The sequence below is a fragment of the Micromonospora sp. IBHARD004 genome (genome assembly GCF_052814115.1).
Window position 1 is genome coordinate 5,370,565 of sequence record NZ_CP199934.1, and the last position, 15,027, is coordinate 5,385,591.

The following is a 15,027-nucleotide window of genomic DNA, read 5'->3' on the forward strand; positions in this document are numbered from 1 at the left end:
CTCAGCCGCCCAGCAGTCCGGCCAGCCGCCGGCCGAGCCGGTCGGCCAGGTCGGCCTGCTCCTCGGCCGGTACGTCGAGCCAGCCACGCTCGGTGCCGAGCGCGGCCAGCTGCTGCTCCTCGTACGGGACGCCCGGCGGCAGCGGCACCAGGTGCCAGTGCACGTGCCGGTTGCCCTGCTGGCTGCCGAGGCTGAGCACGTAGAGCCGCTCGGTGGGCACCTCCCGCTCCAGCGCGGTCCCCGTCGCGTGCAGGACCCGTTGCAGCCGCAGGTACTCCTCGACCGGGAAGTCGCCGATCACCCGTTCGTGGTGGCGTACCGGGGCGATCAGGGTGTGCCCCGCCAGCCAGGGCCAGCGGTTGAGGAAGACCACCGCCGTCGCGTCCCGGTGCAGCACGTGGTGCCGGTGGTCGGGGTTGCCGGCCAGGAGTTCGCAGACGAAGCAGGCGGCGCGGACCCGGCGCAGGTAGGCGTCCTCGTCCCACTGGTTCCGGCGCGGCTCGGGCACCCACCCACCCTGCCAGCTGGCCGGGTCGGCGCTCAGGCGAGGGTGGCGTGCATCTCCCAGACCAGGATCTCGGACGGTTGGGTGGCGGCCACCCGCTGGCCGCCGGTCATGGTGATCCGGGCGGCGTCGCCCTCGCCGAGCCGGCCGGTGCCCTCCAGCGTGACGGCGCCGGTCGGCACGTAGAGGTGCAGGAAGGGCGCGTCGGGGAGGGTCACCTCGTCGCCGGGGGCGAGCCGGGCGGCGTGCAGGGTGGCGTACCGGTTGCGGATCCGGATCGCGGACGCGCCGTCGTACCGGTCCATACCGGAGGCGACCGGGACCAGGCCGCCGCGGAGCAGCTCGTCGCCGATCTCCAGCTGCTCGTAGCCGGGGTCGACCCCGTCGGTGTCCGGGACGACCCACATCTGGACGAAGTGCACGGGGTCGGTGTGCGGGGTGGTGCCGGCCAGCCGCCAGGAGTCGTTCTTCTCCGAGTGCAGGATGCCGGTGCCGGCGCTCATCCGCTGGGCCAGGCCGGGGTAGATGACGCCGGTGTGGCCGGTGGAGTCCTGGTGCACCAGTGAGCCGCGCAGCACCCAGGTCACGATCTCCATGTCCTGGTGCGGGTGGGTCTCGAAACCGGTGCCCGGGTGCACCACGTCGTCGTTGTTGACCAGCAGCAGCCCGTGGTGGATGTTGGCCGGGTCGTAGTGCCGGGAGAACGAGAACGAGTGCTTCGAGTCGAGCCAGGACAGCCGGGTGGCGAACCGGTCCTCGGCCCGGCGGACGTCCACGGCGGGCGTCGGTGCCAGCGCCGTCACCAGGCACGCTGCCCGGTCTCGGTCGGCGCCCAGGTCAGCGCCGGCTCGCCGGTGGCCAGCTCGGCGATCTCGCCGGAGCGCACGCTCGGCGTGTGCCCGAGCTCGGCGCAGTGCTGCTCGGCGATCTCCGCGCAGATCTCGGCGACCTGCTCGCAGATCGGGCTGCCGAGGTCGGCCGCGTTCAACGCCATGATCATCTTGTACCGGAGATCCGGCATGCCCACCCCCGTGGCGGGCGCGTCCCGGCGGCGCGCCCTGCGCCGATCGTACGCGCGGGCGCCCCGCCCTCCGGCCGGAAAAGCCGGATGCGGGGCGTGGACCGCGGGCCCGGTCAGCGCCGCGACGCTGCGGCGCCGACCGTGGACGTCACCAGAACCGACGACGCTTGGCCTTCTGCGGCCGCAGCATGTCGGCGCCCTTGGTGAGCAGTCGGCTCACCCCGGACGGACCACGCCGGGCCTCCAGGGTGTGGCTGAGCCGACGGGCGCCGGCCGCCGCCAGCGGCACGGCGACCGCCATGACCGCCCACTGGGCAATCCGCTTCTGAATCATGTGGGTTCACCTCCGCGATTGGCTGCTGTCCGGATTGGTACCCAGCTTGCCGCGTCGGTAAGCGTGACTCAGATCCGCGGCGCGACCGGGTTGGGCAGCGCGCCACCGAAGCGACGGTCCCGCTGGGCGTAGAGCTCGCAGGCGTACCAGAGGTGGCGGCGGTCGAAGTCCGGCCAGAGCGTGTCGAGGAAGACCAGCTCCGCGTACGCGCTCTGCCAGAGCAGGAAGTTGGAGGTGCGCTGCTCGCCGGAGGGGCGCAGGAAGAGGTCCACCTCGGGGACCTCCGGGTGGTACAGGTACTTCGCGATGGTCTTCTCGGTGACCTTGCCCGGGTCGAGCCGGCCGGCGGCCACGTCGCGGGCGATCGCGGCGGCGGCGTCGGCGATCTCCGCCTGGCCGCCGTAGTTGACGCAGAACTGGAGGGTCAGCGTCGAGTTGCCCAGGGACATCTCCTCGGCGGTCTGCAGCTCGGAGATGACGCTCTTCCAGAGCCGGCCGGCCCGGCCCGACCAGACCACCCGGACGCCCAGGTCGACCAACTGGTCGCGGCGGCGGCGGATCACGTCCCGGTTGAAACCCATCAGGAAGCGGACCTCGTCCGGCGAGCGCCGCCAGTTCTCCGTGGAGAAGGCGTACGCCGACAGGTAGGGGATGCCCAGCTCGATCGCGCCCTCGATGGTGTCGAACAGGGAGTGCTCCCCCTGCTCGTGACCCTTGGTGCGGGGCAGGCCGCGCTCCTTGGCCCACCGGCCGTTGCCGTCCATCACCACGGCGACGTGCTTCGGCACCGCGTCGGCGGGCAGCGCCGGGGGCCGGGCACCCGACAGGTGCGGAGTCGGTGGCACCGGCTCACGCCGGCCGGCCCTCGTCGATCGGATCACTCGGTCTTCTCCCTGTTCACACCGTCCGCCTCCGCGACCGCACCGACCGGCGGCGGGACCGCGGTGGCCGCCGGGGCACCCCGGTCGACCAGCGGCAGCGAGCGTAGCGCGCGCTCCAGGTGCCACTGCAGGTGCGCCGCGACCAGGCCGCTGCACTCCCGGCGTACGCCGGTCTCGGTGGCGTCGGCGAGCACCCAGTCGCCGGTGGTGAGCGCGGACATCAGGTCGATGGTGGCCGGCGCGGGGTGGGCCGCGCCGGGCGGCCGGCAGTCGGGGCAGACCGCGCCCCCGGCCGGTACGGAGAACGCCCGGTGCCGCCCCGGCGTGCCGCAGACCGCGCAGGCGGTCAGCGCCGGCGCCCAGCCGGCCAGCGCCATCCCGCGCAGCAGGTACGCGTCCAGCACCAGCGTGGTGGCGTGCTCGCCCCGGGCCAGGGACTTGATCGCGCCCAGGGTGAGCTGGAACAGCCGCAGCGACGGCTCCCGCTCGACCGGGGTGAGCCGCTCGGCGGTCTCCGCGATCGCGCTGGCCGCGGTGTAGCGGGGGTAGTCGCCGAGGAACCGCTTGCCGTAGAGGTCGATCCCCTCGACCTGGCTGACGGTGTGCAGCGAGCTGCCGTGCTCGCCCTTCGGGTCGCCGGCGAGCTGGAGGTCGACGTGGCCGAACGGCTCCAGCCGGGCGCCGAACTTGCTGGTGGTGCGCCGGATCCCCCGGGCGACCGCGCGCAGTCGGCCGTGCCGGCGGGTGAGCAGCGTGATGATCCGGTCGGACTCGCCGAGCTTCTGCACACGCAGGACCACCGCGTCGTCGCGGTAGAGCTGTCGGCGGTACCCGGCCATCCGGTCATTCTCCTCGGGGTGCGATCTCAGGGTCGGTTCGGGGTGGACGGGCGGAGGAACCCGGATGTGCGTCGGCCGGCCCCGGTCGTAGCGTGCTGGCCATGGCTCTGCACCGGACCACCACCGCCGCCACCGCCGTCGCCGGGCGCACGGGGGTCGCCGCCGCCGCGGCCGCCGCCCTGATCCTCCTCGCCGGGTGTGACACCCTCTCGTTCCGCCGGCTCGACTTCGACAACACCGAGGCGGTGAAGATCAGCCGGATCACGGTGCTGCCGGGCTCCGGTGACGTGACGGTCCGCGCCTCCGGCGCCACCGCCGAGGTACGGATCAAGCGGATGCTGCGCTACCAGGGCGGCCAGCCCGACGCGCGGTACGAGATCAAGGGCGACGAGCTGGTGCTGGACACGGACTGCGGTGACCGCTGCAGCATCTCGTACGAGGTGACCGCCCCGGAGGGGGTGACGGTCCGGGGTGAGACCGGCTCCGGCAACGTGGAGCTGACCCGGGTCGGCCCGGTGGAGATCAAGCTCGGCTCCGGCGACATCAGGGTGACCGGCGCCACCGGCCCGGTACGCGCCGAGACCGGCTCCGGCAACATCGAGGTGGTCGACGTGGCCGGCCGGACGGACCTGCGCGCCTCCTCGGGCGACATCAGCGCGCGGCGGCTCGGCGACCAGGTGGACGCGGAGGCCAGCTCCGGCAACGTCACCGTGGAGCTGGAGCGGCCGGCCTCCGCCCGGGTCCACGCGGGCAGCGGCGACGTCGAGCTGACGGTGCCGGCCGGCCGGTACCGGGTCCGGTCCAGCACCGGCTCCGGGGACGCCGAACTGAGGGTCGCCGACGACCCCACCGCGTCCCTGGTGCTCGATGTCGGCACCGGCAGCGGGAACGTGACGCTCACCCAGCGCTGATCTCCGTGCCGGTCGCCTCCCGGACGCCCCGCTGGGCGGGGACCCGGCCGCGGGGCGGCCCGCTCCGGGACACCGGCGTGGTCGGCGACCGCGTCACGGCCGGCGCGGTCGACGACCGCCTCGCGGCCGGCGTGGTCGGGGACCGCGGCCCGGCCGGCGCGCCGTCGAGGTGAGCGGCGGTGGACCCCACGCCGACCGCGACCGGCTCGGCACCGGCTCCGGCCGGGGCGGGGCTGGCCGGGGCGGCAGTGGCCCGGCCGGCCGGCGTCGCACCGAACCCGCCGGGCAGCAGCTCCGGGGCCCGCCGGGCGGCCACGTCCTCGATCCAGCCGAAGAGCACGGTGACCACGCCCAGCAGGGCGAAGACCAGCACCACCCGGACCGCCAGGCCGACCGGGTCCCGGTGGGACCAGCCGACCACGTCCACCAGCGGGGTGAGCGCCACCACGAAGGGCATGTGCCAGAGGTAGACGGTGAGCGCCCGCCGGTTCAGCACGGTGACCACCCGGCCGACGACGGCGTTGCGGTCCACCCACTCGGCGCGGGCCGGCGCCCGGCCGATCGTCACCAGGATGAACGCCGCCGACCAGAGGGCGTTGCCGATGTGGATGTCGTTGAGGTCGTAACCCCGCGGGCCGGGGTGGGTGAAGATCCAGGTCAGCCCGGCGGCGCCGAGGGCCAGCGCGACCGGCACCAGCACCCGGTCGCCCAGCCGGCGCAGCAGGCCGTCGTGGTGGGCGAAGCCGAGCAGCCAGGCGCCGAAGTAGAGGCCGAACTCGCGCAGCACGGTGGGCGCGGCCGGCAGCACCCCGAACTCGATCACCGCGAGCAGGGCGTACGGGGCGAGGAGGGTGGGCAGCGGGGCGCGGCGGAACAGCCATCGGGCGAGCGGCGAGGCGAGCACGAACCACAGGTAGTCCCGGAGGTACCAGATCACGCTCAGCGCCACCGCCCCCCAGCCGTTGGCCGGCGGGTCGCTGAGCGGGAGGAGCCAGAGCAGCACCTTCGGGGTCAGCGGCAGCCCGGTGAGCAGCATGGCCGGCACGAAGACCGCCGCCAGCACCCAGAGCGACGGCAGCAGGCGGCGCAGCCGGCGCAGGACGGCCGCCGGTCCGGTCCGGTCCAGGGAGGCGGCCATCAGCGAGCCGGCGAGCGCGAACATCACCGACATCGCCGGGAAGATCAGGGTCAGGGCCGCCCAACCGGTGACGTGGTAGACGACGACTCGGACGATGGCCAGGGATCGGAGCAGATCGAGGTATCGATTGCGCATCAGCCTGCATCTATGTCGGGGGCGGGGGTAACCGTCCCCTACCCTCCGGCCCGGCCGGCCGAACCGGCGAGCGGGCAGGGCGAAAAGTGAGACCTGCCATATCTCCGACCGATCCGGACCATTGTCGCTCGGAACGCCGAGCCGCCGGCCCCCACCCAGGAGCCGGCGGCCGGACGTACGGTCAGAAGCCGAGCTTGCGCAGCTGCTTCGGGTCGCGCTGCCAGTCCTTCGCGACCCGGACGTGCAGGTCCAGGTAGACCCGGCTGCCGAGCAGCTCCTCGATCTGCCGGCGGGCGGTGGTGCCGACCGCCTTGAGCCGGCTGGCCCGGTGTCCGATCACGATCGCCTTCTGGCTGGGCCGCTCGACGTAGACGTCCGCGTAGATCTTCATGACCTGGCCCTCGGGGATCATCTCCTCCACCACCACGGCGATGGAGTGCGGCAGCTCGTCGCGGACCCCCTCCAGGGCCGCCTCCCGGATCAGCTCGGCGACCAGCACCTGCTCCGGGTCATCGGTGAGCATGTCGTCCGGGTAGAGCTGCGGCGACTCGGGCAGGTAGCCGGTCATCACGTCGACCAGGGTGTCCACCTGGTGCCCGGAGACCGCGCTCACCGGCACCACGGCGGCGAACTCGCCCATCTCGCTCACCGCGAGCAGCTGCTCGGCCAGCCTCTTCTTGTCGACCAGGTCGGTCTTGGTCACCACGGCGAGGACGGTCGCCTTCAGCTCGGCCAGCTCGCCGGTGATGAACCGGTCGCCCCGGCCGATCGGCTCGTCCGCGGGGATGCAGAGGCCGATCACGTCGACCTCGCTCCAGGTGGAGCGGACCAGGTCGTTCAGGCGCTCGCCGAGTAGCGTCCGGGGACGGTGCAGACCGGGCGTGTCGACCAGCACCAGCTGCGACTCGGGGCGGTGCAGCACCGCGCGGATGATGTGCCGGGTGGTCTGCGGCTTGTTCGAGGTGATCGCGATCTTCGTACCGACGATCGCGTTGGTCAGCGTCGACTTGCCGGCGTTCGGCCGCCCGACGAAACAGGCGAACCCGGCCCGGTAGGGACGGGGCGCCTCCGGGTCCCGCACGCCGGTCATTCGACCACCGTGCCGAGGACGGTGCCGTCCGGCGCGGCCACGTGGATCGGCGCGTCGATGGAGAGGTCGCGGACCGCGGCGTGCCCGGCGCCGTCCAGCGTCGACGCCTCGGTCACCACCACGGCGGCCTCCAGCCGGCTGGCGCCGGCGGCCACCGCCGAGGCGACCGCGAGCTGGAGCGCGGTCAGCGTCAGCGAGGGCAGCGCCACGCTCGCCGCGGCGTACGTCCGGCCGTCCTGGTCGCGGACCGCCGCACCCTCCACGGCGCCGACCCGGCCACGCGCGCCCCGGGCCAGGATGACCAGCTTGCCGTCCTCGGCGCTCAGCTCGGCCGGATCGGACGGGGTGGGCCGGGCCGCCGGCACGGCGGGTGACTCAGGCATCGGCGGGTTGCCTCTCCTCGGATCGGTTCTGGTTGCCGCGGGACTCGGCGTGCTCGCCACGCCCCGCGCTGTCGTGTGCGTCGGTCGGCTCGATCCGGCTCACCAGCACGGTGTCTATCCGGTTGCGCCGCCCGGTGGTGCCCTCGGCGATCAGCCGCAGCCCGGCCACCTCGGCCTCGGCCCCGGGGATCGGGACCCGACCGAGCGACTGGGCGAGCAGACCGCCGACCGTCTCCACCTCGTCGGTGGGGAGTTCGGTGTCGAAGAGCTCGCCCAGATTCTCCACCGGGAGGCGGGCGGTGACCCGGACCGCCCCGTCGTCCAGGCGCTCGACCGGCGGGCGTTCGACATCGTACTCGTCGGTGATCTCGCCGACGATCTCCTCGAGGATGTCCTCGATGGTGACCAGGCCGCCGGTGCCGCCGTACTCGTCGACGACGATGACCAGATGGTTGCGGGCCGCCTGCATCTCCGACAGCAGGTCGTCGACCGGCTTGGACTCGGGCACGAAGGTCGCCGGGCGCATCAGCTCCTCCACCGGCAGCTCCTCGGCCCGCGGGTCCCCGCCCCGGGTACGCCGGATCAGGTCCTTCAGGTAGAGCACCCCGAGCACGTCGTCGACGCTCTCGCCGATCACCGGGATGCGGGAGAAACCGGACCGGAGGAAGAGCGCCAGCGCCTGGGAGAGCGTCTTGCCCTCCTCTATCCACACCATCTCGGTGCGCGGGACCATCACCTCGCGGGCGATGGTGTCACCGAGGGCGAAGACCGAGTGGATCATCTGCCGCTCGCCGTGCTCCACGACACCGCGCTGCTCGGCCAGGTCGACCAGCTCGCGCAGCTCCACCTGGGTGGCGAACGGCCCCTCCCGGAAGCCGCGCCCCGGGGTGACCGCGTTGCCGATCAGGATCAGCAGCGAGGCGAGCGGGTTCAGCGCCCGGCCCAGCCAGCGCACCAGCGGCGCGACCGCGCGCCCCACCGCGTACGCGTGCTGCCGGCCGATGGTCCGCGGCGCGACGCCGACCACCACGAAACTGACCACGGTCATCGCGCCGGCGGTGACCAGGGCGGCCCGCCAGCCGGCGCCGAAGCTGTCCACGGCGACCAGCGCCACCAGGGTGGTGGCGGTCAGCTCGGCCAGCAGCCGGAGCAGGAGCAGCAGGTTGAGGTGGCGGACCACGTCCCCGGCGACCACCTGGAGGGCGCGCGCGCCGCGCGCCCCGTCCCGAGCCAGTTCGGCGGCCCGGGCCGGGGAGACGGCGGCGAGCGCCGCCTCGGTCATCGCGATGAGGCCGGCGAGCACCACCAGCCCCGCCGCGAAGACGATGAGCTGCAAATCGGGCAGGCCCGCGGTGGGGCCCGCCGCCAGGGTGGTCATCACCGGGATCGGGTCGACCGCCAGCTGGCCAGCAGTCGGGCCTGGAGCGCGAACATCTCCCGCTCCTCCTCCGGCTCGGCGTGGTCGTACCCGAGCAGGTGGAGCACGCCGTGCACGGTGAGCAGGTGCAGCTCGTCGGCGGACGAGTGGCCGGCGGTGGCCGCCTGCTTGGCCGCCACCTCGGGGCAGAGCACGATGTCGCCGAGCAGGGCCGGCTCGCCGCCGGCCGGGGCGGTCTCGCCCGGGCCGTGGTCGACGCTGCCCTCGTCCATGGGGAAGGCGAGCACGTCGGTGGGACCGTCGCCGCCCATCCAGCGATGGTTCAGCTCGGTCATGTAGTCGACGTCGACCAGCAGCACGGAGAGCTCGGCGAGGGGGTTGACCCCCATCTCGTCGAGGGCGTGCCGGGCGACGCCGAGCACGGCGTCGGTGTCGACCTCGACACCGGACTCGTTGGCGATCTCGATGGACAACTGTCTTCCTCTGATGGATTAGCGGCGCCGGCCGGCCCGACCGCCCTGGGCGGTCCGCCCCGGCACGGCGTGCACGCTCTGCGCCTGCTGGTTCTCCCGCTCGGCGTCCCAGCGGGCGTACGCGTCGACGATCTCCCCCACCAGCTGGTGGCGGACCACGTCGGAGCTGGAGAGCTGGGCGAAGTGCACGTCCTCGACGTTCTCCAGGATCTCCCGGACCACTCGCAGGCCACTGGTCGTCCCACCGGGAAGGTCCACCTGGGTGACGTCACCGGTGACCACGATCTTGGAGCCGAAGCCGAGCCGGGTGAGGAACATCTTCATCTGCTCGGGCGTGGTGTTCTGCGCCTCGTCCAGGATGATGAACGCGTCGTTCAGCGTACGGCCCCGCATGTAGGCGAGCGGCGCCACCTCGATGGTGCCGGCCGCCATCAGCTTCGGGATGGTCTCCGGGTCGAGCATGTCGTGCAGCGCGTCGTAGAGCGGACGCAGGTACGGGTCGATCTTCTCGTTGAGCGTGCCCGGCAGGAAGCCCAGCCGCTCCCCCGCCTCGACCGCCGGCCGGGTCAGGATGATCCGGTTGACCTGCTTGGCCTGGAGCGCCTGGACCGCCTTGGCCATGGCCAGGTACGTCTTGCCGGTACCGGCCGGGCCGATGCCGAAGACGATGGTGTGCGAGTCGATGGCGTCGACGTAACGCTTCTGCCCGAGGGTCTTGGGTCGGATGGTGCGACCGCGCCGGGAGAGGATGTTGAGGGTCAGGACCTCGGCGGGCCGCTCCGCGCTGCCCTGCTCGAGCATGCCGACGGTACGCCGGACGGCGTCAGTGGTCAGGGTCTCGCCTTTCTCGATGAGTTCGAGGAGCTCACTGAAGAGGCGCTCGGCGATGGCGTTGTCCGCGGGGGCGCCGGTGATGGTGATCTCGTTGCCACGCACGTGGACGTCGCTGTTGACCGAGCGTTCGACGAGTCGCAGGATCTCGTCGCCCGCGCCGAGCAGGTTCACCATGATCTTCGGGTCGGGGACCGTGATCCTGGTCTGCACCCGGGGCAGGCCGGGAGGTGGGGTGCCGGTCATAGATCGGGCCCGTCGGGCCCTGCGCCACCTGCTTCCGATTTCGGCGCCGGGCCCTGCTGGCGCGGCGTGCGGACGTTCTACCCATCGTATCTGGTCAACACCGGACGCACCCCGCCCATTTCGGGTGGTCCGTGATCATCTCCCCGCGCGGAAGTCGTACCCGTCGAAGGTCTCCTGGGCCCGGGTGAAGCGGTAGGTGGCCCAGTGCATCCGGACCACCACGCCACCCTCGTCCCGGGTCAGCCGGAGCAGCTCGCCCACCTCCCGACCGGCGACGGTCCGGAACACGTCCGGCCGGTCCGGCAGCGGCGCGAAGACGGCCGGGGGTCGGCCGGCCGGGTCGTCCGCGCCCCGGGCCCGCAGCGCGCCGTCGTGCCAGGAGAAGACGTACTCGAAGCCCTCGCCCCACCAGCGGCCGAGCACCCCGCGCAGGTGGTCGGGGGCGGGCGGGGCGGGCCGCCACGGCTCGACGTCGGCCGGATCGTGCTCGACCGCGGCGGTGAGCAACTGGTGCGGCAGGTCGAAGACCGCCACACCGGTGCCGGAGGAGCCGAGCACGGCGCAGCCCATCGCCCCCGCGGTGCCGTCGCCGCCGCGCCGGCCGTAGACGGCGGCCAGGAAACCGGGCATCGCCCCGTCGTGCCCCACGTGCACCACCCGTTGCGGCTGCGGCACCAGGATCAGGCCGAGCCCGAAGCCGGCCGCCCAGAGCGTCTCGTCGGTGGTGGTGAGCGGCCAGCGCATCTCGTCGAGGGTGGCCGGGGCGAGCACCGCGGCGGCCGGGTCGAGCGCCGCCGGGTCGGCGAGGAAGGCCGCCCAGCGGGCCATGTCCGGGGCGGTGCTCCAGAGCTGGGCGGCCGGGGCCACCGCGCCGAAGTCGGTCGGCGGCTCGGGGTGGGCCTCGTCGGAGTACGCGTCGACCAGGAAGCCGGCCGCCGCCCGGTCGCCGGGCGTCGGGCCGGTGGCGGTCAGCCCCAGCGGGGCGAGCACCCGCTCGGCCAGCACCTCCGCCCAGCTGCCGCCGCGCAATCGGCCGACCAGCTCGCCGAGGAGCGCCATGCCGAGGTTGGAGTAGTGGTAGCGCCGGCCGGTCGGCAGCACCCGCTCGACCCGGACCAGGTCGGCGAGCAACTCGTCCACGCCGGGCGCGCGCAGCGAGTCCCAGACGTCGCCGTGCGGCTCCCGTTGCAGGCCCGCGGTGTGCGACAGCAGCCGGCGTACGGTCAGCTCGCCGTGCGCCGGCAGGTCGAGGTGCCGCCCGATCGGGTCGTCCAGGTCCAGCAGGCCGTCGTCCCGGCACTGCATGACCAGCACCGAGGTGAAGGTCTTGGTGACCGAGCCGATCCGGAACACCGACTCCCGGCCGAGCGGGGTGTCGTTGCCGGTGTCGCCCACCGCGCAGGTCCAGAGCGGGCGGTCGGCCCGGTGCAGGGCGGCCGAGATCGCCGGCACCCGCCCCCGGGCCTGCGCCTGCCGCACCATCCGGCCGAGCCGGTCGTTAACCGCGATCATGCAGGCAGTGTAGGAAGCGGGCCGCGGGGCCGCCCTCAGCGGGCGAGCATCGGACCGAGCGGGGCACCGCCGAACAGGTGCGCGTGCACGTGGAAGACCTCCTGACCGGCGTACGCCCCGGTGTTGAACATCAGCCGGAAGCCGTCCGCGAGCAGCCCCTCCTCCTCGGCCACGTCGGCGGCCGTGGCCAGCACCTCACCGGTCAGGGCCGGGTCGCCCTGGGCGAGGGTGGCCACGTCCGCGTAGTGCTCCTTCGGGATGACCAGCACGTGGACGGGCGCCTTGGGGTCGATGTCCCGGAAGGCGAGGGTGGTGGCGGTCTCCCGCACGATGGTGGCCGGGATCTCCCCGGCGACGATCCGGCAGAACAGGCAGTCGGTTCCCATTCGGGCATGCTAAGCGCTGGGCCGGACCGCGCCGCGCCGCCACGGGGCGGGCCGGGCATGATGTCCGGCGTGACTTCTCGGGCGGTACTGGTGACGGGGGCCTCGCGCGGCATCGGACGCGCGGTGGCCCGGGCTTTCGCGGCGGGTGGGGACCGGGTGGCGATCCACCACCGGCACTCGGCGGAGCTGGCCGAACGACTCCGCGAGGAGCTGCCCGGCGACGGCCACGTGGTGGTCCGCGCCGACCTGGCCGACCCGGACGCGGTCCGGGCGATGGTGGACGAGGCCGCCGAGCGCCTCGGCGGCCTGGACGTCCTGGTCAACAACGCGGGCGTCTTCGGGCCGGCCGATCCGCCGCACCCGGTCTTCGAGAGCAGCTACGAGCAGTGGCGGCAGCGGTGGCGGGAGGTACTAGACACCAACCTGTTCGGCGCCGCGAACGCCGCCTGGTGCGCCGCGCAGCACATGCGCGAGCGGGGCGGGCGGATCATCAACGTCTCCTCCCGGGGCGCGTTTCGGGGCGAGCCGGCCAACCCGGCCTACGGCGCGAGCAAGGCGGGGATGAACGCGATGGCCCAGTCCCTCGCGGTGGCCCTCGCCCCGTTCGGAATCGCGGTGGCGAGCGTCGCCCCCGGCTTCGTCGAGACCGACATGACCAACGAGCACCTGAAGTCGCCCCGGGGCGAGGCGATCCGTGCGCAGAGCCCGTTCCAGCGGGTGGCCCGCCCCGAGGAGATCGCCGCCGCCGTCCACTGGCTGGCCAGCCCCGAGGCCGAGTGGGCCTCCGGCACCATCATCGACCTGAACGGCGCCTCCTACCTGCGTACCTGATCCCGGCGCCCACGGCGGGCGCGGACACCCCTCGCGCCTCCTTTGCTCTGCTGCAGCCCACGCAACACTCACCGCTCCCGGGTGTTGCCTCCGCTGCAGCAGAGCAAAGGGCGTGCTGGAACCCTCCGCCCCGGCGGCGCGGGCTCACGCGAGCTACGGCAAACGGCGGCAGCCGCCCGGGCCGCGGGCGGCTGCGGGAGGGCGGGTCACCAGCGGGCGAGGCGGGTGGCGAGGACGGCGAGGGCCGCCACGCCGGCGGTGGACGTCCGGAGCACGGACGGTCCCAGCCGCACCGGGCGGGCGCCGGCCTCGCGGAAGGCCGACAGCTCGGCCGGGGCGATGCCGCCCTCGGGGCCGACCACCAGCACGATCTCCCCGGTGGCGGGCAGCTCGGCGGCGGTCAGCCGCTCGTCGGCCTCCTCGTGCAGCACGAACGCGGCGGCGGCGCCGGCGATCCGCCGGACGACCGTCTGGGTGGACTCGTCCGGAGACCCGGCCACCACCGGCAGCCAGGCCCGGCGGGCCTGCTTGGCCGCCTCACGGGCGGTCGCCGCCCACTTCTCCCGGGCCCGTACGCCCCGGTCGCCGCGCCACTGCGCCACCGAGCGGGACGCCGCCCAGGGGGCGATCTCGTCCACCCCGACCTCGGTCATCGCCTGCACGGCCAGCTCGCCCCGGTCGCCCTTGGCGATGCCCTGCACCACCACGAGCCGCGGGACGGACGCGTCGACGTACCCCCGGGAGGTGACCTGGAGGTCGAGGGTGCCCTTGCCGACGGCGGTGACCACGGCGGCGGCCGTGCCGCCCCGGCCGTCGGCGAGCAGCAGCTCCTCGCCGACCCGCAGCCGCTGCACGTTCGCGGCGTGGTGCCCCTCGGGACCGTCCAGCGTCAGCGCGTCACCGGTGGGCAGCGCCTCCACCAGGAACAGCGGCGCGGACACCTCAGGCGTGCCCGTTGAACGCGTCGCGCATCCGGGAGAAGAAGCCGCCCTGCTTGGTCAGCTCGGCGACCTCCTCGCCCCGGGTCTTGGCGAAGTCGCGCAGCATCCGCTCCTGGTCGGCGTCGAGCTTGGTCGGCGTCCGCACGTCCAGGTGGACGTAGAGGTCACCCCGGCCGGTGCCGCGCAGGTGCGGCACGCCCCGGGCGCGCAGCCGCAGCGTGCTGCCCGGCTGGGTGCCCGCCTTGACGTCGACGGTCTCCTCGCTGTCCAGGGTCTTGATGGTCAGCCGGGTGCCGAGCGCGGCGGCCGTCATCGGCACGGTGACCCGGCAGTGCAGGTCGTCGCCCTTGCGGGAGTAGACGTCGTGCGGCCGCTCGTGGATCTCCACGTAGAGGTCGCCGGCGGTGCCGCCGCCCGGGCCGACCTCGCCCTGCTGGGCCAGCCGGATCCGCATGCCGTCCTCGACCCCGGCCGGGATCTTGACGGTCAGCGAGCGGCGGGTCCGCACCCGGCCGTCGCCGGCGCAGGTCGGGCAGGGGTGCGGGATGGTGGTGCCGTAGCCCTGGCAGACGGTGCACGGCCGGGCGGAGACCACCTGGCCCAGGAAGGTCCGCTGCACCGACTGCACCTCGCCCCGCCCGCCGCACGCCTCGCAGGTGGCCAGGTGGGTGCCGGCCGCGGTGCCGGCGCCGGAGCAGGTGGTGCAGAGCACGGCGGTGTCGACGGTGATCGGCGCCTCGACGCCGAACGCGGTCTCGTGCAGGTCCAGCTCCAGCCGCAGGATCGCGTCCGCGCCCGGCCGGGTCCGCGGGCGTGGCCCCCGGGCGCCGCCCGCGGCGCCGCCGAAGAAGGCGTCCATGATGTCCTGGAAGCCGACGAACGGGCCGGCCCCGCCGGGACCACCCGGGCCGCCGGCGCCCCCGCCGCCCGGCGCGAGCGGGTCGCCGCCCAGGTCGACGATCTGCCGTTTCCGGTCGTCCGAGAGGACCTCGTACGCGGCGTTGATGTCCTTGAACTTCTCCTGTGCCTCCGGGTCCGGATTGACATCCGGGTGGAACTGCCGCGCCAGCTTGCGGTAGGCGCGCTTGATCTCGTCGTCGGAGGCCTCCCGGCTCACGCCGAGAATGCCGTAGTAGTCCCTGGCCACTGCGTTCCGTGTCCTCATGTTCGTCTCGCGTTGCGCCGGTCGGCG

The 15,027-nt window shown here is 73.8% G+C and carries 18 protein-coding genes; 2 read left to right on the plus strand and 16 right to left on the minus strand.

Annotated features, from left to right (window positions below):
* Position 1: 1 nt before the first annotated feature.
* From ACTWO6_RS26120 to recO, 6 genes are all read right to left on the minus strand, one after another.
* On the minus strand, positions 2-508 hold the full coding sequence (locus ACTWO6_RS26120; RefSeq protein ID WP_446216415.1) for an HIT family protein: 507 nt from the start codon (positions 506-508) through the stop codon (positions 2-4).
* A 32-nt stretch (positions 509-540) separates the two neighbouring features.
* Positions 541-1,308: a pirin family protein gene (locus ACTWO6_RS26125; RefSeq protein WP_446216416.1), complete on the minus strand. Its 768-nt coding sequence runs from the start codon at positions 1,306-1,308 to the stop codon at positions 541-543.
* A complete protein-coding gene (locus ACTWO6_RS26130; protein ID WP_406041901.1) occupies positions 1,305-1,526 on the minus strand; it encodes a thioredoxin reductase in 222 nt (73 codons plus the stop codon). The genes ACTWO6_RS26125 and ACTWO6_RS26130 overlap by 4 nt, the downstream gene beginning before the upstream one ends.
* Positions 1,527-1,674: 148 nt before the next feature.
* On the minus strand, positions 1,675-1,860 hold the full coding sequence (locus tag ACTWO6_RS26135; RefSeq protein ID WP_109943664.1) for a hypothetical protein: 186 nt from the start codon (positions 1,858-1,860) through the stop codon (positions 1,675-1,677).
* A 68-nt stretch (positions 1,861-1,928) separates the two neighbouring features.
* A complete protein-coding gene (locus ACTWO6_RS26140) occupies positions 1,929-2,705 on the minus strand; it encodes an isoprenyl transferase (protein WP_446216417.1) in 777 nt (258 codons plus the stop codon).
* A 32-nt stretch (positions 2,706-2,737) separates the two neighbouring features.
* Positions 2,738-3,580: a DNA repair protein RecO gene (gene recO, locus ACTWO6_RS26145; protein WP_446216418.1), complete on the minus strand. Its 843-nt coding sequence runs from the start codon at positions 3,578-3,580 to the stop codon at positions 2,738-2,740.
* Positions 3,581-3,681: 101 nt separating this feature from the next.
* Between recO and ACTWO6_RS26150 the strand changes: the two genes are divergently transcribed.
* Positions 3,682-4,491, plus strand: coding sequence for a DUF4097 family beta strand repeat-containing protein (locus tag ACTWO6_RS26150; protein WP_446216419.1), 810 nt, complete (start codon positions 3,682-3,684; stop codon positions 4,489-4,491).
* Here ACTWO6_RS26150 and ACTWO6_RS26155 read toward each other — a convergent pair.
* The 8 genes from ACTWO6_RS26155 to ACTWO6_RS26190 all read right to left on the minus strand — a co-directional run bounded on the left by ACTWO6_RS26155 (position 4,478) and on the right by ACTWO6_RS26190 (position 12,063).
* A complete protein-coding gene (locus ACTWO6_RS26155) occupies positions 4,478-5,764 on the minus strand; it encodes an acyltransferase family protein (protein WP_446216420.1) in 1,287 nt (428 codons plus the stop codon). The two genes, ACTWO6_RS26150 and ACTWO6_RS26155, sit on opposite strands and share 14 nt — an antisense overlap.
* Before the next feature lie 181 nt (positions 5,765-5,945).
* Positions 5,946-6,854 carry a GTPase Era gene (gene era / locus ACTWO6_RS26160; protein ID WP_446216421.1) on the minus strand — a complete coding sequence of 303 codons (909 nt, stop codon included), beginning with the start codon at positions 6,852-6,854 and terminating at the stop codon, positions 5,946-5,948.
* Positions 6,851-7,237: a cytidine deaminase gene (locus ACTWO6_RS26165; protein ID WP_446216422.1), complete on the minus strand. Its 387-nt coding sequence runs from the start codon at positions 7,235-7,237 to the stop codon at positions 6,851-6,853. The genes era and ACTWO6_RS26165 overlap by 4 nt, the downstream gene beginning before the upstream one ends.
* Positions 7,230-8,639, minus strand: a complete 1,410-nt coding sequence (locus ACTWO6_RS26170) for a hemolysin family protein (protein WP_446220768.1) — start codon at positions 8,637-8,639, stop codon at positions 7,230-7,232. The genes ACTWO6_RS26165 and ACTWO6_RS26170 overlap by 8 nt, the downstream gene beginning before the upstream one ends.
* Positions 8,615-9,088, minus strand: coding sequence for an rRNA maturation RNase YbeY (ybeY, locus tag ACTWO6_RS26175; protein ID WP_446216423.1), 474 nt, complete (start codon positions 9,086-9,088; stop codon positions 8,615-8,617). Before ybeY ends, ACTWO6_RS26170 begins: the two co-directional genes overlap by 25 nt.
* An 18-nt stretch (positions 9,089-9,106) precedes the next feature.
* Positions 9,107-10,165 carry a PhoH family protein gene (locus ACTWO6_RS26180; RefSeq protein WP_446216424.1) on the minus strand — a complete coding sequence of 353 codons (1,059 nt, stop codon included), beginning with the start codon at positions 10,163-10,165 and terminating at the stop codon, positions 9,107-9,109.
* A 135-nt stretch (positions 10,166-10,300) separates the two neighbouring features.
* Entirely contained in the window at positions 10,301-11,677 is a 1,377-nt protein-coding gene (locus ACTWO6_RS26185; protein WP_446216425.1) for a serine hydrolase domain-containing protein, read from the minus strand.
* 35 nt (positions 11,678-11,712) lie between these two features.
* Positions 11,713-12,063, minus strand: coding sequence for a histidine triad nucleotide-binding protein (locus ACTWO6_RS26190; RefSeq protein WP_446216426.1), 351 nt, complete (start codon positions 12,061-12,063; stop codon positions 11,713-11,715).
* A 69-nt stretch (positions 12,064-12,132) separates the two neighbouring features.
* Between ACTWO6_RS26190 and ACTWO6_RS26195 the strand changes: the two genes are divergently transcribed.
* A complete protein-coding gene (locus ACTWO6_RS26195) occupies positions 12,133-12,894 on the plus strand; it encodes an SDR family NAD(P)-dependent oxidoreductase (RefSeq protein WP_446216427.1) in 762 nt (253 codons plus the stop codon).
* 206 nt (positions 12,895-13,100) lie between these two features.
* On the opposite strand, the gene ACTWO6_RS26200 is transcribed toward ACTWO6_RS26195, so the two are convergent.
* Positions 13,101-13,835: a 16S rRNA (uracil(1498)-N(3))-methyltransferase gene (locus tag ACTWO6_RS26200; protein WP_446216428.1), complete on the minus strand. Its 735-nt coding sequence runs from the start codon at positions 13,833-13,835 to the stop codon at positions 13,101-13,103.
* 1 nt (position 13,836) lies between these two features.
* The gene (dnaJ, locus tag ACTWO6_RS26205; RefSeq protein ID WP_322440013.1) at positions 13,837-14,982 is read right to left on the minus strand and encodes a molecular chaperone DnaJ; all 1,146 of its coding nucleotides are present in this window, start codon (positions 14,980-14,982) and stop codon (positions 13,837-13,839) included.
* Positions 14,983-15,027 lie beyond the last annotated feature (45 nt).

Coding starts and splice junctions, on each gene's coding strand:
- ACTWO6_RS26130 (WP_406041901.1), bottom strand. CDS start 1,526: ATGCCGGATCTCCGGTACAAGATGATCATGGCGTTGAACGCGGCCGAC.
- ACTWO6_RS26135 (WP_109943664.1), bottom strand. CDS start 1,860: ATGATTCAGAAGCGGATTGCCCAGTGGGCGGTCATGGCGGTCGCCGTG.
- recO (WP_446216418.1), bottom strand. CDS start 3,580: ATGGCCGGGTACCGCCGACAGCTCTACCGCGACGACGCGGTGGTCCTG.
- ACTWO6_RS26150 (WP_446216419.1), top strand. CDS start 3,682: ATGGCTCTGCACCGGACCACCACCGCCGCCACCGCCGTCGCCGGGCGC.
- ACTWO6_RS26155 (WP_446216420.1), bottom strand. CDS start 5,764: ATGCGCAATCGATACCTCGATCTGCTCCGATCCCTGGCCATCGTCCGA.
- era (WP_446216421.1), bottom strand. CDS start 6,854: ATGACCGGCGTGCGGGACCCGGAGGCGCCCCGTCCCTACCGGGCCGGG.
- ACTWO6_RS26165 (WP_446216422.1), bottom strand. CDS start 7,237: ATGCCTGAGTCACCCGCCGTGCCGGCGGCCCGGCCCACCCCGTCCGAT.
- ACTWO6_RS26180 (WP_446216424.1), bottom strand. CDS start 10,165: ATGACCGGCACCCCACCTCCCGGCCTGCCCCGGGTGCAGACCAGGATC.
- ACTWO6_RS26185 (WP_446216425.1), bottom strand. CDS start 11,677: ATGATCGCGGTTAACGACCGGCTCGGCCGGATGGTGCGGCAGGCGCAG.
- ACTWO6_RS26190 (WP_446216426.1), bottom strand. CDS start 12,063: ATGGGAACCGACTGCCTGTTCTGCCGGATCGTCGCCGGGGAGATCCCG.